Origin of the sequence: Methanospirillum hungatei JF-1 (assembly GCF_000013445.1) — an archaeon.
Taxonomy (GTDB): Archaea; Halobacteriota; Methanomicrobia; order Methanomicrobiales; family Methanospirillaceae; genus Methanospirillum; species Methanospirillum hungatei.
The window spans coordinates 488552-510899 of record NC_007796.1 but is presented as its reverse complement, the minus strand read 5'-3'; the positions used below and the strand labels follow the sequence as shown (position 1 = coordinate 510899).

The 22348-nt window shown below is 45.0% G+C and carries 19 protein-coding genes; 9 read left to right on the top strand and 10 right to left on the bottom strand.

The genetic code is table 11. From position 1 onward, the window contains the following. Positions 1–189: 189 nt before the first annotated feature. Together MHUN_RS02280 and rqcH are read right to left on the bottom strand one after the other, a co-directional pair. Positions 190–1215, bottom strand: coding sequence for an mRNA surveillance protein pelota (locus MHUN_RS02280; protein ID WP_011447489.1), 1026 nt, complete (start codon positions 1213–1215; stop codon positions 190–192). After that, positions 1212–3077, bottom strand: coding sequence for a ribosome rescue protein RqcH (rqcH, locus tag MHUN_RS02275; RefSeq protein WP_239441560.1), 1866 nt, complete (start codon positions 3075–3077; stop codon positions 1212–1214). Before rqcH ends, MHUN_RS02280 begins: the two co-directional genes overlap by 4 nt. A 73-nt stretch (positions 3078–3150) precedes the next feature. Between rqcH and MHUN_RS02270 the strand changes: the two genes are divergently transcribed. The 3 genes from MHUN_RS02270 (at position 3151) to MHUN_RS02260 (ending at position 5943) form a co-directional block, all read left to right on the top strand. Next, complete coding sequence (locus MHUN_RS02270) at positions 3151–3519, top strand: hypothetical protein (RefSeq protein WP_011447487.1); 369 nt, start codon at positions 3151–3153, stop codon at positions 3517–3519. Positions 3520–3525: 6 nt separating this feature from the next. Further along, positions 3526–5292, top strand: coding sequence for a ribosome biogenesis/translation initiation ATPase RLI (locus MHUN_RS02265; RefSeq protein WP_011447486.1), 1767 nt, complete (start codon positions 3526–3528; stop codon positions 5290–5292). A 78-nt stretch (positions 5293–5370) separates the two neighbouring features. Then, positions 5371–5943 (top strand): hypothetical protein, encoded by a 573-nt coding sequence (locus MHUN_RS02260; protein WP_011447485.1) that lies wholly within the window; start codon positions 5371–5373, stop codon positions 5941–5943. A 248-nt stretch (positions 5944–6191) separates the two neighbouring features. Here MHUN_RS02260 and MHUN_RS02255 read toward each other — a convergent pair whose 3' ends face one another. After that, positions 6192–6848 (bottom strand): DUF4351 domain-containing protein, encoded by a 657-nt coding sequence (locus MHUN_RS02255; RefSeq protein WP_048067216.1) that lies wholly within the window; start codon positions 6846–6848, stop codon positions 6192–6194. Positions 6849–6854: 6 nt separating this feature from the next. Between MHUN_RS02255 and MHUN_RS02250 the strand changes: the two genes are divergently transcribed. The 6 genes from MHUN_RS02250 to MHUN_RS18880 all read left to right on the top strand — a co-directional run bounded on the left by MHUN_RS02250 (position 6855) and on the right by MHUN_RS18880 (position 13133). Next, a complete protein-coding gene (locus MHUN_RS02250) occupies positions 6855–7088 on the top strand; it encodes a hypothetical protein (protein WP_048067215.1) in 234 nt (77 codons plus the stop codon). 671 nt (positions 7089–7759) lie between these two features. Next, complete coding sequence (locus tag MHUN_RS18580; protein ID WP_158498135.1) at positions 7760–10672, top strand: IPT/TIG domain-containing protein; 2913 nt, start codon at positions 7760–7762, stop codon at positions 10670–10672. 205 nt (positions 10673–10877) lie between these two features. After that, positions 10878–11855, top strand: a complete 978-nt coding sequence (locus MHUN_RS02235) for an alpha/beta fold hydrolase (protein ID WP_011447483.1) — start codon at positions 10878–10880, stop codon at positions 11853–11855. A gap of 448 nt (positions 11856–12303) precedes the next feature. Then, on the top strand, positions 12304–12468 hold the full coding sequence (locus MHUN_RS19135; RefSeq protein ID WP_204223016.1) for a hypothetical protein: 165 nt from the start codon (positions 12304–12306) through the stop codon (positions 12466–12468). Further along, a complete protein-coding gene (locus MHUN_RS02230; RefSeq protein WP_048067212.1) occupies positions 12465–12920 on the top strand; it encodes a PIN domain-containing protein in 456 nt (151 codons plus the stop codon). The genes MHUN_RS19135 and MHUN_RS02230 overlap by 4 nt, the downstream gene beginning before the upstream one ends. A 72-nt stretch (positions 12921–12992) precedes the next feature. Next, entirely contained in the window at positions 12993–13133 is a 141-nt protein-coding gene (locus MHUN_RS18880) for a hypothetical protein (protein ID WP_158498134.1), read from the top strand. 56 nt (positions 13134–13189) lie between these two features. Here the strand turns inward: MHUN_RS18880 and MHUN_RS19680 are convergent, their stop codons facing one another. From MHUN_RS19680 to MHUN_RS02200, 7 genes are all read right to left on the bottom strand, one after another. Next, positions 13190–14227, bottom strand: coding sequence for an ATP-binding protein (locus MHUN_RS19680; protein WP_204223014.1), 1038 nt, complete (start codon positions 14225–14227; stop codon positions 13190–13192). Positions 14228–14268: 41 nt separating this feature from the next. Next, a complete protein-coding gene (locus MHUN_RS19675) occupies positions 14269–14514 on the bottom strand; it encodes an AAA family ATPase (RefSeq protein ID WP_204223012.1) in 246 nt (81 codons plus the stop codon). A 137-nt stretch (positions 14515–14651) separates the two neighbouring features. Beyond that, the gene (locus MHUN_RS02220; protein ID WP_011447482.1) at positions 14652–15077 is read right to left on the bottom strand and encodes a type VII toxin-antitoxin system HepT family RNase toxin; all 426 of its coding nucleotides are present in this window, start codon (positions 15075–15077) and stop codon (positions 14652–14654) included. Beyond that, positions 15077–15517 (bottom strand): nucleotidyltransferase domain-containing protein, encoded by a 441-nt coding sequence (locus MHUN_RS02215; protein ID WP_158498133.1) that lies wholly within the window; start codon positions 15515–15517, stop codon positions 15077–15079. Before MHUN_RS02215 ends, MHUN_RS02220 begins: the two co-directional genes overlap by 1 nt. Positions 15518–15597: 80 nt before the next feature. Further along, positions 15598–16167, bottom strand: coding sequence for a hypothetical protein (locus MHUN_RS17120; protein ID WP_011447480.1), 570 nt, complete (start codon positions 16165–16167; stop codon positions 15598–15600). 35 nt (positions 16168–16202) lie between these two features. Beyond that, a complete protein-coding gene (locus tag MHUN_RS19670) occupies positions 16203–18653 on the bottom strand; it encodes a PKD domain-containing protein (RefSeq protein ID WP_011447479.1) in 2451 nt (816 codons plus the stop codon). 6 nt (positions 18654–18659) lie between these two features. Next, the gene (locus MHUN_RS02200) at positions 18660–22343 is read right to left on the bottom strand and encodes a DUF3821 domain-containing protein (RefSeq protein ID WP_158498132.1); all 3684 of its coding nucleotides are present in this window, start codon (positions 22341–22343) and stop codon (positions 18660–18662) included. Positions 22344–22348 lie beyond the last annotated feature (5 nt).

Below are 22348 nucleotides of genomic sequence, written 5' to 3'. Positions count from 1 at the left end.
CAGTACGGTAATGGAAAGGATCAGTACTACCCAGCGATCCTGGTCTTGTGTACCAGTCACCAGATTACGCATAATGTATATTAGCGATCCCGCATTTAAACATCAATCGGTTTATTCTGACAGATTATCATGAAAAAACACACAATCAGGATTTGGTATCCGAACCAGATACATGATATAATCCGGCTTTCAGGCTATTGAATACCTGAGAAGGGCTGCTATCCCACCAAGACCGGCAAGTCGCTCACCAGGTTCAAACCGTGAAGAGAAGATGACTACTTCAGAACGCATCGCCTCTGCTTGTCTGATAAGATCTGCTGCATCAGGATCCCGAAGAAGGGTATCCACCACCATGAGGGTCTGAACCGCTCCACATCCGGTTGCATCCCTGACCGCATCGATTCCATACGCTACCGGCTCATCTTTACCAATCCGCCGCATAAGTTCATCAAGGCAGGTTACTTCCCGTGCCAGCTGCAGATCCCCGTTCAGTTTTTCAAGGATACCCTGGCCGATGACCTCCTGCACCGCCCTTCTTCCTCCGGCCCGGGTATCCCCAATGACCAGGGGTGCAGAACGGGAAGGATTTTTCCGCTTGAATTTCGCGATAATCTCTTCTTTTACAAACCCAGGTCCTGCAATGACCAGTGGTCCGGTGAGCTGTGACACCTGTGACACAACAGCCTCTGAAAACTCTTCCCTGCTGCTCACCTCCGCTGTCTTCCCGCTTCCAGCAGCAAGTGACCAGACCTGCTTTGGACCATAACTCTGCACCCGGTAGAGTTCTGCTTCCCCCTCCTCAACGGTAAGAATATGAATCGCCTCTGATGTCGACCCTTTTATCGCCCGATCAATCCGTTCAAGATCACTTCCTGACCATGATTTGATAACCGAGATCTCATATCCGGGTTCGAGGTTTAAGGTGTGATGAGAGCCGATATCCACCCCTGATTCAATGGTTCCAAAAACCCGAAGCCGTATTGAATATTCATGAAACTCGACATCCTCCACCCTGATACCAAGACGGACCGGTCGCTTTTCCTGCTTTTCCGGACGTATCTTATCCTGCGATCCTTCAACACTCCGGAGCGTGGTTGCATAGACGAGAGAGCCGGGTGTAATGAGGTTGTGGAGGTGCCAGAGGTCATCACTATTCTCAGGAAAAAGACGAATTTCACCAAATGAACGTTGGAGTTCCTCTATTTCTGCTTTCATCCTTCCACCAGATCAGATCCTCCGGGCGGGACAAAAGCAGCGACCGCTTCGGTATTGAGCGCAAATTTAAGTGCCTTCTGTTCATCTGCAGATAGTTTCTCACGAAGAGCACGAACAACCTTTTTTGCGATATCATTGGGCTCAAATGTTCCCGGACGAAGGGTCACGAAAAGGTCACAGGATTTTGTAACCGCTGATGCCGGACCTCCGAGAATCCGGGTCTGGGGGGCCTTCTGAAGGCCGATAACTACCTCAAGCGGGACATCGTGGAACCATTGTCGTTCTCCCCTGACCACGAACGAACCTCTGGAGAGGTATTCACCTGACTCTGCAGTCTTTGATACCTGATCAGGCCGTGCCGCATACACATCAGCGGATGCAAACCCGGCCCGCCATGCACCTGAATATGCCGCTGCAAACCGTGCCACCTCATCCATATCTTTCGTTTTTCCCTTTACTACAACCACACTGGCTCCATGAACATCAGCATGGACAAAGGTGTCACCACCCTCCAAGTACTTCCTGATCAGTTCTTCATTCTGCCCGGCATCCCGGCCGCCAATGACCAGAACCTGATCTGATGTATAAAACCATCTGAACCGGTCAAACCACCGCTTCTTCGGCCGCTGGTATTGCACTTTCCTGGTTCGTGCCTGCTGCACCTCACGTTCCATAGCCGCTTTTGCCCCGGCAAGTTTCTTCTTGAACTTTTTGACCTGATCATAGTACCTGCCGGCATTCTGGTCAATGGTTTCGTGGACAAAAACCTTCACCGGACGACCAAGGTCGAGTTCAACTGCTGCCTCTGCAGGGAATATCCTGATTATTTTCTTTCCTGCACCGCTCGTATCCTTCTTTAATATGGCTTCAATTTCCTGCCATGAACGAGTCTCTGCAGCCTTTGATAGTGTTGTAATAATTTCAGATACAAAGCCGTACTCTTCATAGAGGAGAGCGGCAAGCTCCTCATTCCGGGTGATATTCTTCTCAAACTTTACAATAGCCTCTTCCTGCTGATGACGGATCCGGTCCTCACGGGATACCCGTATCTTCTCCTCCTGTTTCTTTACCGGAGGTGCAACCGGGTAGAATGCAGCAAGGGCCGCATTAAAGGAGTCAAAAGAACCGGGTTTTTCATCACCGACAGGAATCGGATGACATCCGTTTTTATCAAGGACCGGGGTCGGAGAAGTTCTGGCTTTTTCAAGGAGGTTATGGATCGCAGTATAAAGTGCCGGAGCATCAGCCTCTTTTGCAAGCGTTTTTTTATCTATCCCGGTAACAGAGAGGATGTATTCTGCATACCGACCACCAAGGAATGAACCGACGGCCAGGGACCTGACAATATCCCGGTCATCGGTGGACAACCGCTCAGCAAACTCCTCTACGGGTATGGAACTGACATCCGGCTGTCCAAAGACATATACAGCCCCGGGGAGTACATCACGATCCTTAAACCGGTGCCGGGTGAGCGGCTGGATGATGGTCATATCCTCCCCGCACAGAATGATATTTCCATCATCAAAGACCTCAACAATGAGATGGAACAGCTGCTCGGACTTTCTGATATCGATTATGACTGTCCGCTGCAACCCCTGCTGACGTATACCGTCAACCCTCCCGCCGGCAAGATATTTTCTGAGAAACATCGCAAATGCCGGGGGGATCTGTGGCATCTCGGGAAGTGTTGATACACAATGGAACCGCCTTCCTGGTTCAATAAGGATATTTACCTTTCCCTGGTTTTTACTATTCAGTCTGAAGATACAGAGACGGTTCTCATCTAAGTACACTTTATGCACCCAGAGGGGGAGGAGCCGTGTGATCTCGTCTGTTACGGTGATGAGGTCAAGTCCACTCATCCCCTGCATCGTCGCCATGATACCAAATTACATATGGCCTCATGACTAAAAAAATAAGACAACTGGTGCCCCAATGACAGAAGAACCGGTCACGATTACTCCAGCAGAAGAAACACACGCACCTCTCCCCGTTGATGAAACGGCAGAATATACGAAGCGTATCACGCGCACCCTCATTGCCGTAGGTGCCGGGTGCATCGCCGGAATCATTTGTTTTCTGACCGAACAGGCCACCGCAACATCAGGGGCAGGGAAATCTTTTATCTTTCCTATCCTGGTGATGATCGCCTCAATAATCATTCAGAAACACATTTTCATGCTTATCCGGATAGACACGACCAAACTTGAGAAGAAAGACTGGTTCTACCAGGGTTTTATCACTTTTGCCTTCTGGTATGTCACCTGGACCATCCTGCTCTCCGAGACCACCATATCAACCTGATAGCCCATGCGAATAGCTGTCGTTCATAAAGATCTCTGTCATTCACGCAAATGCGGGACGGAATGTATCCTGTACTGTCCACGAGTCCGCACCGGAGACGAAACAGTCCTTCTTGATGAAGAAGGAAAAGCAGTTATCTCTGAAGAACTCTGCGTCGGGTGTGGTATCTGTGTGAAAAAGTGCCCCTTTGAAGCGATCGATATCATCACTCTGCCTGAGGAACTGGAACATCCGACACACCGGTACGGACCAAACAGCTTTGTCCTGTATGGTCTCCCTGCACCTATAGAAGGGAAGGTGACCGGTGTAATCGGAGCCAACGGTATCGGAAAATCCACCTCCATGAAGATCCTCTCCGGACAGATCAGTCCGAACCTTGGGATCTTTGACACTGAAGTGAAATGGGAAGAAGTTCTCAAGAAATACACCGGTACCGAACTCTTTGATTACCTGCAGCGACTTTCAAAGGGTTCAATCAAGGCATCCGTCAAACCTCAGTACATTGATGTCATCCCCAAGGTCTTTCAGGGAAAGGTCTGGGATCTCCTGAAAACAACCGATGAGCGTGGAGCGCTTGATCAGTACCTGGACATCCTCTCACTTCGTCAGATCCTTGACCAGGAGATTTCGAACCTCTCCGGTGGAGAACTCCAACGGGTTGCTCTTGCTGCAGCACTTGCACGAAACGCCGACTTTTACTTCCTTGATGAAGTCACCCCGTACCTTGATATCTACCAGCGGATGGCAGCCGCTTCAGCAATACGTGATCTCGCTACCGAAAAGCCGGTGGTTCTTATCGAACATGATATCGCCATCCTTGATATGCTGGCCGACACGGTTCATATTGCATATGGAAAACCGGCCGTTTTTGGTATCATCACTCGTCCGAAAGGAGTTCGGATAGGTATTAATCAGTACCTGGACGGATTCCTGCCTGAAGAGAATGTAAGATTCCGTGATTACCAGGTGACCTTTGAAGTCAGAGCACACAAGGACGGATCACAGCGGGAACCACTTCTTGTTATTCCGGAGATGAAACGAACCTTTGACAGGTTCTCCCTGACGGTGCATCCAGGGGAGATATTTGCGGGTGAAGTCATTGGGGTTGTGGGACAGAACGGTATTGGAAAGTCCACCTTTGCAAAACTTCTGGCCGGTGTTGAAAAACCGGATTCAGGCTCGATGGAAACATCAGTCAGGATATCTTATAAACCGCAGTACCTGAAAGGGGATTCATCAGATACTGTCGAGTTCTTCCTCAGGCAGATTGCACGTACCTTCGATTCTGCCCAGTATCAGCACGATATTGTTGAAGGTCTGACTCTGGGCCCGATTCTCCAGCTTCCGGTCAATACCCTCTCCGGGGGAGAACTGCAACGTGTCGCAATAGCTGCCTGTCTCTCCCAGCCCGCTGACCTGTACGTGCTTGATGAGCCGAGTGCCCATCTTGACGTAGAGCAGCGGGTCAGACTGACCAAAATATTCAGAAACCAGGTCGAAGGAAAGGAGGCAGCAATCCTTGTGATCGATCATGATATTTATGTAATTGATATCATCAGTGAACGACTGCTGGTCTTTGACGGAGATCCCGGAGTCCGTGGAGAGGCAAAAGGGCCGTTTGATATGAGAACCGGGATGAATATGTTCCTCTCCCAGCTTGGGGTGACATTCAGAAGGGATATGAGTGGCAGACCACGGATAAACAAGCCTGATTCATATCTGGACCGGGAACAGAAGAGCAAAGGTGAGTATTACTATCAGGATATCGAGTAAATCCCTTTTTCAGATCTATCAAACCGTACTCCATATTCATCTACTCCTGATGCATTGGTCTTTCAAAAAGAACAATTCATGTCACTCCATAACGGTTTAAGAATTCAGGTACCTGACCATCTCCAAGAAAGGCGTGAACCGTCAGAAATTGAAGATATTGAAATGAGAAAAGGTCAGGACAGAGTTACCGCACAAATAGAGAAAACATCACAACTGATTACACGAGTAGAAGAGCAACTCTTCTCTCCCTGGGAAAGACTTGTTGATCTTCTGGCTGAAGGTTATCTTATAAGACTCTTACAGGAACAAGGTATCTCTGTTTTCTATACTTTCCAGCGGCTGAAAGACTATTCAGGAAAGACAAACTACGAATTTGATATCATTGCCCAGAACGGAGACGAGATGGTTGTCGTTGAAGTTAAAACAACTCTTCGGTCCTCTGATGTAAAGGAGTTTGCTTATAAAATGGAAAAGTTTCGTGAATGGCTTCCACGATATGCAGAGAATACCACCTACGGAGCAATGGCATATATTCATTCAGATAGTAATGTGGTCAGGCAGGCAGAGAAGAATGGGTTTTTTGTGATCCGGGCAACCGGCAATAGTGCCAGTATTGTAAACCAGGATGGGTTTAAGCCGAAAAAATTCTAAATCATATGATAATTCAGAGCAGAACCAAATGATTTGGAAATAATCATTATTGTCTCTAAATTGATAGTTTTTTAATTAGCGGCCAATATCTTTGGATTAAATATTGTGTCTTTTTTTTATACTGGGCTTGAAGAGAATTATCAGGTTATTTTCACCGAGTTTTATATAATTATTTGAGAGAGATCTTTCCAAAATTATATTTGAGTTATCCCCTGGTTCAAAGCCCTCTACCGGAAAGAGCCATTGAATCAGGGCGCCATCTTATCCACAAACCGGAACAGATCATCTTTGGTCTGAAAATCCAGAATCTCTAAACTCAGGATATCAAGGACGACATCATCCATATTCTGAATCTTACTTTGTGTATCTTTCGGAAGGGGACCAAATTTCTTTATAAGCAGTCGTTCAATCAGGTGACGTTTCTCATCCAATCTCCCAATTTCAAAACCCTTCTCAATGCCTATCTGAATGCCCTGTTCTTTTCCTTTATCTTCTGCATATTTTAATATCTTTAACATTTTTACCTCCTCCCATATTTTTTCTAAGAGTTCAGCCTCCACAAGTCTGTTTGCCATCACCATGGTCAAAGCAATTACTTTATTCTTGAGGTTCTCATCCCTTATCTCTTTCTCAAGTTTTATCGTCTCAAGAAGCAGCTCCCTGACCGGAAGCCTGCTCTCCATGAGAGGCACAAAGATCAGTTCCAGTTCGTTTACCGGATTTCCAATTGCAATGTCATCATGCATCCTCTCAAGAACCTCATCGGCATTTCTTCCCTTGATAACCTGGTGAATAACCGAATAATGAAGGCAGCCGGTATCAATGGCAGATACATGGTTTTTTGAATTGGCAGGGGAAAGGACAACCGTATGGATAGATACACGATATTTTGAGAATAGTCTCAAGTCATAATGGGCAAATCTGATCAGGTCATCCTCCGTCAGGGTAGCCTGTTCCTCAATGTGGAGTATATCCCCGTTTTCAAGCCTGAACGTAAGATCAACAAACTCATCACGGGTCTCAACTTCGGCAAATTCAGTGACCAGTACTCCGGTGATTTTTGGAAGATCCAGGCCGAGGAAGTCAAGCGTTTTGTTTTCAAAAAGAGTAAGCGCCTCTTTAAAAGCAAGATCATAATTTTGTGAGTGTATACTGTTAATTCCAGCACCCCGGTTAAATTTGTGTTAAACCGATTTCAGGTTATTTGGAGATACTGATTTTTATTTGTTGATAAATAATTTTTATCTGAACGATCACTCACACAATAGGGCAATATTATTTCGAGATTTTTTTATTGAAGTAAGTAATTCATAACTTCAGATGAGGAGATTTTTACACTGACATTGACAGAATCATGGTTTTTATCATCAGGACAACCGGAGAAAATACCAATATTGTAAATCAGGATATTTTGTGAAAATTTTTCAAATAAGTTCAATAGTAATAGTTAGGTTCAAGGGTGTTTGAATTCTCTCTTCTATTTAAAAAAATGTATTTATAATAATGCTCATAACAAGAATATAGTAGTACTGATTCCTCTACCATTTTATATGTCAATTAAGCAAAAAAACTAATGCATTGTCAAAATTACAATAGTGTTAGATCAATATTATATTACTACTATTGATAAAAAAACCTTTGATAATATTGTGTTCCATATCAAAATTAATATCTATTCCGAAATCAATATAGAAATTGAGGATTAAAAGGGATGGGTATAATGGGAAAAACCGATAAGAGATTTAATATTTATGGGATAAGAATATTACAATTAATTTTTATCCTTTTTTTTATTACGGGAATAACAGTTGGAGTAATGGATAAAAAAACGGTTCCAGACCTGGTTAAAGAATCAGATCTTGTCGTCACTGGGACTGTTAAAGATATTGAAAGTAATTGGGATGATGAAAAACTGAATATATACACAATAACGACAATTATTGTTAATGAGGTTTTTCTTGGACCAGCAATTCCTAAAGAAGAAATTAAAATACTTTCTAAAGGTGGAACTGTTAATGAAATTACGCAATGGGTGGAAGATGAACCATCCTTTTCAATTGGTTCTGATGTCGGTCTTTTACTGAATTATCCATTAAAAAATCAGTATTTAACCAACAATATGTCAGATGAAATTTGTACTGTGACTGGTAATTTCCAGGGAGTTTTCTCTATACAAAATAATAAAGTTGATTCTGAAGAGCATAACGAATATGGAAGATATTCTATTGACGAATTCAAATTAATTATTGAAGAAGCAATTCAAGGTAGAGAACATATAATTTCGTCAAAAAAACTCTTTGTTAAATCTGGATATGAGGAGAAAAAAAAACTTGAGACTTCTTCACCAATGATACAAAGTGTCACTCCTTCTACTGCTTCTGCAGGAACAGATACTATTATTACTATAAAAGGAACTGGTTTTGGAACTAAATCAAGTAGAGACTCAAATGCGGACGTTTTCTTTCTTTATAGATTTAATGGACAAGACCAAACACTAATATGGGCTTCTGGATTTCCTCACTTTTCAATAAATGAATATGATATTGTCTCATGGACTGATTCTCAAATTCGAGTTAAGGTTCCTGTTGGAAGGACTCAAGATAATTATGATGGTGGAGCATCAAGTGGATATGTTGGAATCCTGACGGATAATGGTGAAGTTTCTAACGTTGCAGATTTTTCAGTTACTTTTTCATATGGGAAGAGAAAATGGCCCGTAACTTCAGTAAATTATTATATCAATCCCGGTAGTATAATTGGGTCACTTACGGCCATTCAAAATGCGGCAAATTCATGGAATGGTCAGTCATCATTCAAGTTTAATTATGCTGGTACATCTTCAACTACAAAATCAGGTGCTGATGGTAAAAATGTGCTTCTTTTTAGAGACTTAGGTAGTTCTGGCCCTATTGCTCAGGCAACATATTGGTTTTCATCTGGCATTATATCTGAAGCAGATGTTGAATTTAATACCTATTATTCCTGGACTACTGATACAGCATCTGGTGGATTGAAAAATATTGAAGCAATAGCCATTCATGAACTGGGACATTGGCTAAATTTAAAAGATTTATACGGTTGGGTTCCAGGATTTCCTTCAGATTTAAGCCCAATCATGAAGGTCATGTTTGGATATAATGGTGACGTTATTGGTAATACAAATTTAAAAACATTATCTGCTTCAGAAATTGCAGGAATTAAGTGGATTTATGGGGGATCCGGTCCGACTCCTACACCCACCCCAACTCTAACACCGACACCTACACCCACCCCAACTCTAACACCGACACCTACACCCACCCCAACTCTAACACCGACACCTACACCCACTCCAACTCTAACACCGACTCCTACACCCACTCCAACTCTAACTCCGACACCTACACCCACCCCAACTCTAACACCGACACCTACACCCACCCCAACTCTAACACCGACACCTACACCCACCCCAACTCTAACACCGACACCTACACCCACTCCAACTCTAACACCGACTCCTACACCCACTCCAACTCTAACTCCGACACCTACACCCACCCCAACTCTAACACCGACACCTACACCCACTCCAACTCTAACTCCGACACCTACACCGATTCCGGTCCCTGTTGTGACAGGTATTATACCAGAATCCGGTCAGGCCGGATTGACCATTAACTATACTGTCACCGGCTCCAATTTCGTTGATGGTGCGTTCGTCCATCTGGTAAAAGAAGGGCAGACCAATATTACTTCAACAGGAACACTCAAGGAAGGAAAACTGACCGGAATATTCAACCTTCCTTTGGATGCCATAACGGGGCCATGGAATGTCATCGTCGAGCAGGACGAGTTATTCAGTAATGATAATATCTTATTCACCATTACTCCGGCTCCGGCAGATACCCCGGTAATAACCTCGATAAATCCGGACTCAGGAGAGAAAGGTACGGAAATTATCTATTCAATCACAGGTGAGCACCTGCTGAATGGCGCAATAGTAAACCTTACCCATGAAGGTGAGGAAAATATTACGTCAATCGGATATCTTATGGGATCACAGCTCTTTGGCACATTCGTGATACCAACGGATGCTCTCACCGGACCATGGAATGCATCGGTGAACCAGAACGGACTCTATAGTAACGATGAGATTCAGTTCACCATCACAGATGGTCCGGTTCATATCCCGGTTGTTCATAATATTACCCCTGATTCAGGAATGCAGGGTGAATCAACCGATTACCTTCTTCAGGGAGAAAACCTTACGGATGGTGCTCTGGTAAACCTCTCCCATCCAGAACAGGTCAATATTTCATCAACTGGAAATCTCTCAGAAGGAAACCTGACAGGGACCATCGCTATCCCCGATGATGCTCTGCCCGGACCATGGAATGTGACCGTGAACCAAAGCGGCCTTACCAGTAATGATAATGTTCAGTTCATCGTTCTGCCATCCGGGCCGTTCCCGGTCGTACGCTCCATTGCCATGTCATTTGCAGCACCAGGAAAAGGGAGCGGATTTGTTGTTTATGGAGAAAATTTTGAGAACGGGGCGATTGTAAACCTGTCACACTCAGGTGAGAAGAACATCACCGCTATAGGTGAATTAGTAAAAGGGACTCTAACCGGGACATTTAGTATACCTGAATCATGCAGACCTGGACTTTGGAATGTAACGGTGAATGTTCGGGGAAAAGTCAGTAATGACAATGTCCAGTATCCCATTAAAGGGAAACTCCGGTAAAAATCCGAAATTTTTTCTGGATTTTTTGCTCTTTCAGAGGAGAATCATCTGAAGGGTTGAACAGGTATAACCTCTCTTTTGAAAATTTTAATATCCTTGTTTGCCATTGAGAAGAACCAATAAGTAATTCATATGATTGATAACTCACCATACACACAACTCTCATGAAATCATTTTCATTGCGGCATGCGTCATCTTAATCAGTATGTCTGGTTGTATTGATAACAACAAAGCACAGTCATCTGGGGTAAAAGATAAAGCGGATCAGAAAAATAGCAGTATAGAAGAGAAGAATTCATCATTTATTCTCACCAGTGACGGTATTCCTCTTCGATATGCTATTCATGGAGAAGGTCCCCCTGTTTTCTTTGTCCTGGGATATGGGATGACCATCGATGAATGGCCGCACCGGATAATATCGAATCTTGCACGAAACCACACCGTCATCGTCTACAACCATCGCGGAATATCGGGGGTCCATAACCCGTATGTTCCATTTACCATTCCGCAGGGAGCCATGGATCTGCATGATGTTATTACTCAACTGGCAGGAGGGAAAAAAGAGTGTGGAAGTTCTGACGATGGATTGAATTCCGATGAAACGAGGACTCTAGAGAAAGGGAATGGTACTGCTCTCCCGGTTGATATCGTCGGATACTCGATGGGCGGTATGATCGCTCTTGAATATGCGAAAACATATCCCGATTCAGTAAACCACCTTGTTCTTATCAGTACCGATTGCGGTGGTGCTGAAAAAGTGCCTGCTGAACCTTGGTTGATAGAAGAGATGGGACAAACACTTAACAATCCGAAAGAATATCTGGAACGGGCAGGAAGACTTCTCCTTACTGATGAATTCCGCACCAGTCACCCTGACCCGTATACCTGGTTTGTGGATTACGGGGAGGTCGCTGATCCTGCGGCAGTACAGGAACAGTACGAATCCTTCCTCTCGTGGAAGGGTGTGTATGCTGATCTCCCTTCGATCCATTGCAGCACACTTGTCATCACCGGGGATCAGGATCTTGTTATTCCCCCGGAAAATGCCGTGATCATCGCCGATGCCATCCCGAATGCAACGCTCATTATCAGGAAAGGACAGGGGCATGGGATGATCTTTGTAGAACCTGAAGAGATAGCAGGGATAATCGAAGAGTTTTTAGAAGGGAGGGTATTAAACTAAAGGAAGTGGAGATATGCGGTTTGGACATACATAATTACCATGATTTCATATTTTGAATGAAATCCAAATCATTTTCGAGATTATATTCTCCCAGCTCAAACTCAAGATATGCTTTTTCTGTCCGATCGGCAAACCGTATATCATCCTTTATTGCCTGTTCTGGATCTTCAAACGGTTTCACGGAAAACCACTTTCATTCCGGATTTTAATACGATGTAAACCATCATAGAGATCTCATCTCATCGATACTAGGAACACAATCTACCCCATTGAACTTATTTTGATAATTCCAATCTCCATACGCAATCAGTAAGGAATATCGAACATATTCCAATAAGATTATTTGCATTACGGAGTTTTATAGTTCAATGTAGTAAACAGGCCACATCTAATACTTCAGACCCCCCTTGAAGAAACATTCATCCTTGTATTCCGCCTAATAATATTTATGGAATATGAGGGGGACCCACGGGAGAATGTTGGTAAGCCATATCAGCGAGGTATGCTGCCATATGGAGGAGGTGTTGGTAGGGGTGGGCTCATCGCCTTTGTTGTTACGAAAGAAGAATTCGATGAAAAGATGCAGCGGTTAGATAAGGCAGGGGTTTGTTGAAATCTGTTTTCCTCGATACCTGCATCTTTTTTGAATGCATTGAGGATTCGAGGAAAAAGACCATAATCAGCCATGCAATTCATCTTGGATTCTCTCTGGTTACCTCAATACCCGTTATGGGGGAGGCAGTGGATCAGATGAGAAAGCGTCCAGTTAGATCGGAGCTCATCCTTTCCTTTATCAATCTATGCGAAGAATGGAATGTTGCCACCCTTTACCCTGATCAAGTTGTGGCACGTATCTGCAATTGTATGGCCAACCGTGAGATAGATTTCCGGGTGGAAAAAACAGATCGTGTGCATATAGGATACGCTATGTCGAATGGTTGTACCTATTTTTTAACATCAGATAAAAATCTTATTAAATATCGAGTACCTAAATTGCTTGAAGATGCTGGGTTCTTTAAGCCTGAAACTCTCACCCTCGAAGAATTTACAGAGTATTTGAATTAACTCCGTTTAATTCCGATTATGCATTCATGGCAGAACTTGCCAGATAAGTTCATTCCACAATTTTTTGAATTAATGACTGGCCCAATAATTGAAACGATTCTTGAAAACCTGATGGACACAACGAGCCGTCATATAGAAGGGGCCAGATTTGAGCTCATGGTACCACAGGAAGGATGCAGGGAGAAGGGCAGATCTCATAAAAGTTCATCGTAATCCCTAGCTTACGCACCATATCCTAAGAGGTGGCTGGGTTCCAAGTTTTGATTCAATTATGTATCAGGATTTTTGCAGAGTTCGAGGTACTGTTCCAGGTGAAAAACCATGGAGAGAGGGATATTTAAGAGGGATCCATCACGATGCACGTTTGAAAGGGAAGTCCGAATGGAAATCTCCGGCTGATACCTGTCAATATACACCCTGAGGCTCTTAGCTTTAACATTCACTCCGGCTTTTACTTCAACAGGTATTACACCAGTCCCATTTGAGATGACAAAATCCACTCCAGCTGTCGCTTCTGATGTCCAATAGTAAATTGAACCGGTTATTATCGATGAAAGTTGCTGGAGAACATACTGCTCAGTTAATGCCCCATTAAACTCCTCAAAAACCTTATTTCGTTCAAGAATCACCTGAAATGGAAGTTGACTCATGACCCGGAGCAAACCGACATCAAGATGATATATCTTAAAATCATGGAGATCTTCATCCGGTTTCATGGGTATGGCTCCCTTCGTGATTCTCCCAACCCGTCTGATAAGCCCACAATCCAATAGCCATAATAACGCATCTTCGTATTCACGAGCTCTGGCACCACTCTTTACCAGTCCATAAAGGAATTTTTTATTCTTCCGTGTAAGTTGTGAAGGAATACTATTCCAAATAAACCTGAGTTTTGGGACCATCGAACGAGGAGCATGTTTCGAGAAATCTTGTTGGTACGTTTCTAAAATATTTTTTAACTTTATTTCAACTTGGGAAAAGTCACGCTGTTCAATCCAGATATTCACTGCTGCTGGCATCCCTCCAATGATATAATACTTTTTCAGATAATCGTGTAGTTTCTCCAGAAGGAGTAAGGGCAGAGGCTCCAATCCGGAATTTTGAAGAGATAAGAGTAATTCATATTCATCATTGGCTAGAAGAAACTCTTGGAATGTAAGGGGCTCAAGTGTTAGAATATCCACTTTCCCGACGGTTAATAATGTGCCTTCATGAAGTGCTATCCCAAGTAAAGATCCTGCCGAACAGATTGAATACTCAGGTGCTTCTTCTGCAAAATATTTTAGAGATGTCAGGGCTCGTGGCACTTCCTGAATTTCTTCAAATATCAGGAGAGTATCTCCGGGAGTTATTTTTTCCCGTGAAGTGCTCCAACTAATTCGAGAATTCTATGGGGATCAATGGAACCTTCAAATAAATCTGACATCGAAGGATTATTTTCAAAATTTATATAAAGATAGTCCTTAAAACCGGTCCTTCCAAATTCTTTCAAAAGCCACGTTTCTCCAACCTGCCGTGCCCCTTTCAGAATTAATGGGAGACGGTTTTTCTTATTTCGCCATGAATGAAGATTTTGTAGTACTAATCTCTCCATGATATGCTCTTTATTTACTAATAGACCTCACAGATACATAAGGATAATTGCTTAAATAATCACGGACTACATAATGAATAATGTGATAAGAAAACACAAAAATATATAGAAAAATGTGTTACAGATCACACATCTGACTAACAAGATGATACTTCCTTTAAAGCGACCTTCATTTTTTGGATATAATTTTTAATAACATCGATATTAGAGATTATTGCATCGATATCTTCTCGGTTTAACCCAGCATATTGATGAGCAAGACGGTTCCGATAATATACCATGTGAGACATTTTTTCACGAATATTCTCATCAATTAGCTTTTCTTCCCAGAGTATCCGAAAAATATCCCGATACGTGCTCGGTAGACCAGCATGCCGATACCCGATAACCTCTTCTCCAAGTTCAAAAGAGAGGTTCAATATCGTAAATAGAACCATCGATATTGCATGAAATCGTGTTGTATCAGCATCCTGTATCGCACCTTCCGAAGTGATTTTTTCATAATCACGAAAAAACCTATCAATATCTGAAATTATCGTGAGAACTCTTGTTTGGAGATCCATTACACACCTAATAATCGTTCTCTACACCGGTTTCTCATTGGTTCAAGATCCATAAAGGACAGACTTACTGATTTAATAACTGACCATAAAGAATCCTCATTTCTGATATACAAAGGAACTCCCTGAGCCAAAACCTGCATCTGTGCTGAAAGGGGGAGGTCAGCAAAAACCTGAACGTCGAGTTTTTTTGAGGAATAAGATCCAATTATCTCTTTCAGATCTCGTGGAGGATCTGTCATCCGGGTAATAACTGCTATATCAATGTCAGAATATGGTTTTGGTTCATTACGAGCATAAGATCCAAACAAATATATCGCAAGTATCTGACAATTTTTTGATAAATCATGCAATAAATTGATTATATCGTTCTGCTCGTCAGGTGGAATCTTATAATCGGCAAATATTTTCCGTATTTGAACGCGGTCACTCTGAAAGGTCATATGATCAATACTCTTTCTCATTTGATTATCATATTCAAAATGATATCGATATAAAAAAAATAAAAATGAAGAAATAGGGATTACTGAGCAGGAGCAGAGACACATGCCGGCTGAACAGCCTGTGAACTTTGGTTCTGCACCGGTGTTATAACCGGAGTTGGTGCAGGAGTCTGTACCTGGACCGGAACCTGGGCTACAATGACCGGCACCTGAGTTGAATTATTTGATTGTGTGACTGGCTCTACCGGCGCAGGAACTGCTGCCTGTCCAGCGACGGAAAGATTCAGCTGGGTACTTGCTCCTGGCTGGTATGGTGCAGACTGATCGGCATTCTGTTCATTGATCTTGAACGTTATGGTCGGAACCCCGTTTGCAAAATCTTTTTCCCCGGCCATAACAATGAGCCGTTCATCAAATGTTCCGGTTCCACCAAATTTGCCTGCTTCGGTTACAGTGATCCTTCCTTGCGGGGTTCCGTTCACGTATGCAGTAATGACCGTTCCAGCCGGAACCGGGGAGCCCCCGATTGTAGCAGTTCCATAAAATTCACACGGAAGCTGGGGTGATGCAGCGGATACCAGTCCGCATACAGCGATACACATGCCGGCAATGAGAAGAACCGGCATCCAGATGGTACACTTGATTGTCATAGTATCATAAAAAATGGTGAAAATTTCACCTAATTTTACCAGCCGGTGTAATCATCCGGCAGGATTACGTTGCTTATGGTTTCTACAATATCGTAGAAGTACATGAAATCTGCCCGGTCATTTGATCTGAGATCAAGATTGGTTATTGAACCTGGGGTAAACGGATAGGTATCACTCCAGTCTGCACTGGACAAGGGGTTCTTTACCTCCGCTTTATACCAATACTCAAAGTCCTGGGGCTTAATCCAGAAGGTGATCGGATCACGCTGCTCCATTGATTCATACGGAACGTCAACGGCGAGCATCTCCTTTCCGACAAGATCTCCATACTCTCCAAATTTCAGGACTGAAACCGGATTTGTCGGATTGGAGAGATCGATCCCTTCTCTGGTTGCCATTACCCGATCGCCAACTCTGAGTGGGTACCCATTGAACTCTGCTTTTCCATAGAAGTACTGTGGCTCCCATGCTGAAGGTGCAGGTGTCGGAGTCGGTGTTGGTGGAACGGTTGGTAATGGTCCGGCCCAGAGGTGAACAGTCCGTGAAATTCCCCCTTCATATGGGATCTCCCTGGTCTCTCCAAGGACACTGATGGTCTCGTTGTCATCGATGGCCTCATTGATCACCCATGCCTGGGTATACCGTGGCCATCCGTCATCCTTGACCCAGAAGGTGATATTGGAATTCTCCGGGAGACATTTTCCCTGAATGGTGAGTTTATCTGCCCAGCTGCTGTTTCCACTCCCGAAATAGCCGGTGCTGACCATGGTGAAGGGATTCTCAGGTCCTGAAACATCATGTCCCTCAATCCTGGCCTCAATCATGCCACCGATCTTGATATTTGGCTGACAGTTGTAACAGGTCCCATCTGCATCCAGATATTCAGTACCATCAGTTATCCTGACATCACCCTGAATACTCATCGGGATGGATGGAACTCCAGCACAGCCGGTCGGTACCGGAGTTACCGGAATTGGTGGAATTTCATTTGGCGGGTTTTTCAGAACAACGAGTCTGAGTTGTGTCTCTTTACCCGGCTGATAGGGAACGGTCCAGAGATAAGTCCCATCATCCTGCAGGATGTATGCCCGAACCATCCGGGTCATCTCATCAGCAACCCAGAATTCTATTTCTGAATCTGCAGGAACTCCTTGTACCTGTAATTTTGGAGAGAAGGTTCCTGTTTTTCCGAATACTCCTTTTGCTGTTTTGATCGGATTGAACTGTCCGGATATGTCATATCCGGGTATCCGTGCCTCTACTGTTCCCCCACTCTGAATTGGTTTTCCATAGATCTCAACCGTTCCGACAAAGGTCTGGGGAACAGCCGGCACCGGGATGGGTGTCAGAGTTGGGACAGGAGTAACCGCTCCTTCTACCTGAATCAGGTCTTTTCGTGCAGCAGTTGAACTCATACCGGTTGCATCGGCAATTGTCAGGTTGACGGTATATTTTCCGGGACTCGTGTAGGTATGAGTCGGATTTGCGACCATGTCTCCGGTTCCGTCACCAAATGTCCATGCATACATCGTGGGACTGCCGGAGGATGTATCGGTAAACTTCACCGTAAGAGGCGGTTTTCCGGATGTCGGCTGTGCAGTAAAGTCTGCATGAAGAGTTCCTGAGTCAGATACCGTGATATACCCTTCCTTGAGCTGAGTTGCACTTGAATCCTGATTTGAGACCGTTAGTCTGACCGTGTAGGATCCTGGGAGCATGTACTGGTGAACCGGATTTGCGACCGTATCCGTTGTGCCATCACCAAAGTCCCATGCCCACATGGTTGGTCCTCCGGTTGAGAGATCTGTGAAGGTCACGGTTAACGGGACAATTCCGGATACCGGTTCTCCTACAAAGTCTGCAATCAGAACATCAGCCGGAGAATCAGTAACCGGAACCGGGTTTTCCATTTCAGGGAGCTGCGGTGGCATGTCACTGATAACCGGTTGAATATCAGTCTGAACCTGCTGTTCAGGGATAGGTTCTTCTGTGATTTCAGCTTCTACCGGTATTTCCTGAATAATGGTATTAGTTTCAGTTCCAGTTTCGGGCACAGTATGCACGAGGGTATCCGATGATGGAACATTCGTCACTGCCGGTGCATCACCACCAACCGAGAGATCCAGTTTCATGCTGACTCCGGGTTGGAATGCGGTCTCCTGCCATGCTTTCTGTCCGTCTATCCAGAAGGTGATCTGCGCACTTCCGGATGAAAGATCACCTTCTTCAGCAACTACTTTCAGCCGCTGGTCAAACGTCCCCGGTCCTCCATACGTTCCTGCTTCCTCGAGGACATACCGGCCACGTTCCGCATCATTGATCTTGGCTGACAGAATAGTCCCTGCCGGTGCAGGGGAGCCGTCAATGGTTACAGTTCCGTAGAACTCACAGGGAAGTGCCGGAGCCCCGGCAGAACAGATAAGTACAAAGGAAAACAGGAGGAGTGTAGCCAGAGCCGTCCGGGCGGCTACGGTTCCTGTATTCATGATTCCTCACACACCAATGGCAGCCAGTGTTCCAGGCTTTTCCATGTAGAGCCAGTATCCCCTCGATGGGAAGAGATACGTGTTCTCACCCTGTCCACCGTTCACAATGGTTGCTTCCCACTGCTGGTGCTGTGCATCATAGCCACGGGCATAAATCCATGCATCCTTGACTGATTTCAGGGTGTCCTTTGCGGTTGCAGGGGTACCTCCGGTAAATCCGATTGCTGCCCATCCGGTTGGAAGGCTTCTGGTAACTGGAGCACTGATTGGATCGTTCTTGAATGTCAGGTTAATCGTAAACGGAGTAACCGAGTAGATCCAGTATCCATTCAATGGTGCTATAACCGTCTGGGTCAGAACCTGATCCCAGTACTGCCGTGCCGGATCATATGCCCAGATTGCATGTCCACCGGTTGGAACATCGCGGAATACCGCACTTGCATTGCTGTATCCATCAGCAAGGGTCCGTGCTACGGAGATGAAGTTCCAGCCACTATATAGCTGAATCTTGGTCGGATCATATGGTCCGATGGTCGGGGTCGGTTGTGGTCCCCCGATGACTGTGATGTAATCTTTCTTGATTGCCCGGTCGATCTCATCACCAAGGGTGATGGTCAGGGTAACCGTGTACTTGCCACCATATTGGTAGACGTGGGATGGATCTTTTACTCCTGCGGAGGTGAATCCGTCACCAAAGTCCCAGAACCAGTTGGTTGGTGATCCGGTTGACTTGTCAGAGAACTTGACGGAAAGGGGTGCTGCCCCTGAGGTGGGGCTTGCAACGAAGTCTGCTTTAATCCGTGGTTCACGAACGGTAATGTAATCAGGCTTTGTTGCAGTGTCTTTTGCTCCTTCCTTGTTCATGACCGTCAGGGAGACAGTGTAGACACCTGCTTCACTGTAGCTGTGCTTTGGATTGGTCTCTGTTGAAGTTGTTCCGTCTCCAAACTCCCAGTATCGCTCAGTCAGGTTCTTACCGGTCGATTCATCCTTAAACTGGACTTCAAGCGGTCTGCTTCCCTGGGTCGGGTCTGCACTGAATGCAGCGGTTGGAACCCGGTCATCAACAATTCTGAGGGTGAGGATGATGTATTTGTCATCCACCAGCCGCTGGTCAAGGAAGTTCTTGATTGCAGTGACTGCCTGCTCACCCTGGTAGTAACCCGGACCGTCGAGTGGGAAGAGCTTGCTCCACTCATCCGGATAGGAGGTAACCATCCAGATCCGGTTGGATTCGATTGGATCGCGGACATCGGTCTCCTCTACCATGTCAAACTTGTGATTATACATCGGGTGCTGCAGAATGATGCTGTATGCACCAGGTTTGAGATCACAGAGGTTGATGTAGTTGAGCAGGTTTACTTCAAAGGTATCATCGCAGAAGACAGGAATCTTTGCATTAACATACTTGTCATTGCCGACTTTCTCTTCTCCGAAGATCCACATGTTGATCTCCTTAGTGACATTATCGCCTTCACCGGTGTGTGGGAACCCACATGCCTTTCCAGTCAGCATGATCTCATCCATAGAGGTCCAGCTACAGCCATTCGGACAGCACTCAACCGGTTTGGTGATGACATCCGGCTCGAGGATTGCATCAAAGCATGGCTCCTCAAGGATAATATCACGTGATGCGGTGACCGCACAAGCACAGTCCAGACAACATCCGTTGATCGGCTGACTGGATGCATAGACGGTGTATGTTCCCGGATTAATCGGTGCCTTCTGAGTCTTCCAGGTGTAGGTCCATGTTCCGTCGCTCTTGACCGGAACTGCAATGGTTGTGAACTGATCAGACTCTTCCTTACAGCCAAGCTCAATCATATCTAGTCCTGGCTGGATGATGTTTTCAGTCTCGTCCGGACGTTTCCATCCAAGGAGGTCATTTCCACACTTGTTCTGGCACTGGCTGCCGGTCATGAACAGGTAGACAACATTACTATCGGTATTGGTTCCTGACAGGGTGATATCATTGCCCAGATAGTATGGAGGCTCTTCTTTCACATCAAGAGTAACTACTCCCTTGTTCACCTGAACAAGAGCATCTCCATCAATGACCAGAGATGGATCAGACTCGACACTCTGCACATGGATACGATATGGACGGTCAGGTGCAACGTCCGGTCCGACAGTAAATTCTACCGTCTTATATCCTGGAGTTGGCTCGTTATCATTGTCAGTTCTGACCTGAGCATAGTAGTAGACACCATTCTCATAGACATCCCGTGCGTTGGGCTTGTCATCGGTCGGAACGACTGAACGGATAGTACCACTCTTCTCACAGCAATCTGGTGAAAGTTTTGTATCACCGATAGTAAACGGTCCTTCCTTACTGTCAAACCCGATTGTTCCGTCTGCAACACCACTCTGGTCGGGGCGGATCATCGGTGGACGCTCACAGGGTGCACCACTCATCTTGAGAGCACAGCAATCCTTTGGATCGTCTTCTCCTGGTGCACATTCCATGATAACGATGATATAGTCTTTACCCGGTCTTCCTCCTATGGTTACGAAGAAGGACGAATTACGGGTTACGGTTCCCGGATTGACGATAACATCTATCGAGTCATCTGCAATAACCGCCGGAATCACCTTGGTAATTGCTTTTCCAGTCTGATCTCCTGGATAATTCTTTCTGATATTATTCAGATCAACTTCAGCATAGAAGTTGTATTCGCCATTCGGATATAAACGATTTAGATCAGTTCCTAATGCTCCAGTATTCCATCCGGAGGTTGTCTTATCATTATCCGGCCAGAACCATGGATTTGCATCAACTACCAGTTCACGAAGAGCAATATCTGAGTCTGGAACTCCATTGAGGGTTCCACGGAGGAATTTATAGGTCACCTGAGTCACGTTGGAAGACCCGACCATGTTGATGATACCAAGGTCTTCAGGTGCAAGTCCTTTTCCTCGCTGAATGATTGCAGAGTAAAGATTTGATTCAATCCGGAAGTTTACAAAGTTCCCTGCCGGAATCTTTCCTCCATCCTCATTAATATCCTGGTCTTCGTTCTGATTCCATATACGAAGAGCAATGGATGGATCTTTTACAATAAATGCAAGTTGCTTGGATTTATCTCCGGACCAGATCCACCATCTGCCAGTACGATTCATGAACTGTGCCGGGTCAATGAAGAATTGCTTCGGGTTGTCGATAACAATAGAACCAACTGGTTCGGTAAGATATGCTTCTGAAGTCGGGTCAAACCAGGCGATAGTATCTCCACTCTTCAGGAACAGGGATACATCAAGTCCCTCCTCACCAATGAAGACGTCTCCTCCCTGAGGAATTACGGTTAACTTATTCTCTGCTGCACTAGAGAAATGCAGGTCAAGGTCAAGGTTGATACCTGGCTGATACAGAATTGTTTCTTCAGCTTTTACTCCATTCAGCCAGAAGGTAACCGGTTCACCTTTCAGTGTCTCGTTTGCTCCTGCCTGAACCATCATCGGCTGAGATTCCGTTCCGTATGTTCCATTCGACATTGTTACAGCCGAACCACCCCAGAATCCAAGGATGTCAGATTCCACTGTTATTCCGGGTTTTGCAGGTGTATCTCCGATATAAACCGTCCCTTTCAGAAACATCGGGACCAGCTGCTTAATCTCCACATCCTCTGCCATTGCCGGCGCTATACCTGCAAGAAGAAGAAGGATCAGGAGACAGACTCCGATTCCTTTCATCACCA

Bases quoted from the DNA above. Each gene is read 5' to 3' on its own strand.
- MHUN_RS02280 (WP_011447489.1), bottom strand. From the start codon at position 1,215: ATGAAAGCAGAAATAGAGGAACTCCAACGTTCATTTGGTGAAATTCGT.
- rqcH (WP_239441560.1), bottom strand. From the start codon at position 3,077: ATGAGTGGACTTGACCTCATCACCGTAACAGACGAGATCACACGGCTC.
- MHUN_RS02270 (WP_011447487.1), top strand. From the start codon at position 3,151: ATGACAGAAGAACCGGTCACGATTACTCCAGCAGAAGAAACACACGCA.
- MHUN_RS02265 (WP_011447486.1), top strand. From the start codon at position 3,526: ATGCGAATAGCTGTCGTTCATAAAGATCTCTGTCATTCACGCAAATGC.
- MHUN_RS02260 (WP_011447485.1), top strand. From the start codon at position 5,371: ATGTCACTCCATAACGGTTTAAGAATTCAGGTACCTGACCATCTCCAA.
- MHUN_RS02250 (WP_048067215.1), top strand. From the start codon at position 6,855: ATGGGCAAATCTGATCAGGTCATCCTCCGTCAGGGTAGCCTGTTCCTC.
- MHUN_RS18580 (WP_158498135.1), top strand. From the start codon at position 7,760: ATGGATAAAAAAACGGTTCCAGACCTGGTTAAAGAATCAGATCTTGTC.
- MHUN_RS02235 (WP_011447483.1), top strand. From the start codon at position 10,878: ATGTCTGGTTGTATTGATAACAACAAAGCACAGTCATCTGGGGTAAAA.
- MHUN_RS19135 (WP_204223016.1), top strand. From the start codon at position 12,304: ATGGAATATGAGGGGGACCCACGGGAGAATGTTGGTAAGCCATATCAG.
- MHUN_RS18880 (WP_158498134.1), top strand. From the start codon at position 12,993: ATGACTGGCCCAATAATTGAAACGATTCTTGAAAACCTGATGGACACA.
- MHUN_RS19675 (WP_204223012.1), bottom strand. From the start codon at position 14,514: ATGGAGAGATTAGTACTACAAAATCTTCATTCATGGCGAAATAAGAAA.
- MHUN_RS02220 (WP_011447482.1), bottom strand. From the start codon at position 15,077: ATGGATCTCCAAACAAGAGTTCTCACGATAATTTCAGATATTGATAGG.
- MHUN_RS02215 (WP_158498133.1), bottom strand. From the start codon at position 15,517: ATGACCTTTCAGAGTGACCGCGTTCAAATACGGAAAATATTTGCCGAT.
- MHUN_RS17120 (WP_011447480.1), bottom strand. From the start codon at position 16,167: ATGACAATCAAGTGTACCATCTGGATGCCGGTTCTTCTCATTGCCGGC.
- MHUN_RS19670 (WP_011447479.1), bottom strand. From the start codon at position 18,653: ATGAATACAGGAACCGTAGCCGCCCGGACGGCTCTGGCTACACTCCTC.
- MHUN_RS02200 (WP_158498132.1), bottom strand. From the start codon at position 22,343: ATGAAAGGAATCGGAGTCTGTCTCCTGATCCTTCTTCTTCTTGCAGGT.